This is a genomic window from Streptomyces caelestis (assembly GCF_001279005.1).
Classification (GTDB): domain Bacteria; phylum Actinomycetota; class Actinomycetes; order Streptomycetales; family Streptomycetaceae; genus Streptomyces; species Streptomyces heliomycini.
Window position 1 is genome coordinate 1 of the sequence record NZ_LGCN01000131.1, and the last position, 283, is coordinate 283.

Genomic DNA, 283 nt, shown 5'->3' on the forward strand with positions numbered 1-283 from the left:
CGAACCGCGGCGCATCACGGTACTCTTCCCGCTTTTCATAAATCGCGTCCAGCACCTCGGGCGACACCGAGTCCCATTCCTCTTCCCGGATGGCCTTCTCGTCCTGAGGATCGGCACCAATCTCCTGGAGCAGGGCGTCCAGCGAACCCAGTTTGGACGTCAGATCATCGATGGCCTTCTCCAGCTCCCGCCGCGCATCACTGCCGGCCCCTCCCGGGTCCGAAGCACCAACCGCACCGGACGCGTCCTCACCCCCCGCAGACGACAGCCCCACCGATCCAGC

At 65.4% G+C, this 283-nt stretch carries 1 protein-coding gene; it reads right to left on the reverse strand.

The annotated features are described in order from the left end of the window. A partial coding sequence (locus ADK41_RS12885) for a hypothetical protein (RefSeq protein ID WP_199821867.1) occupies nucleotides 1-283 on the reverse strand: 283 nt, incomplete at both ends.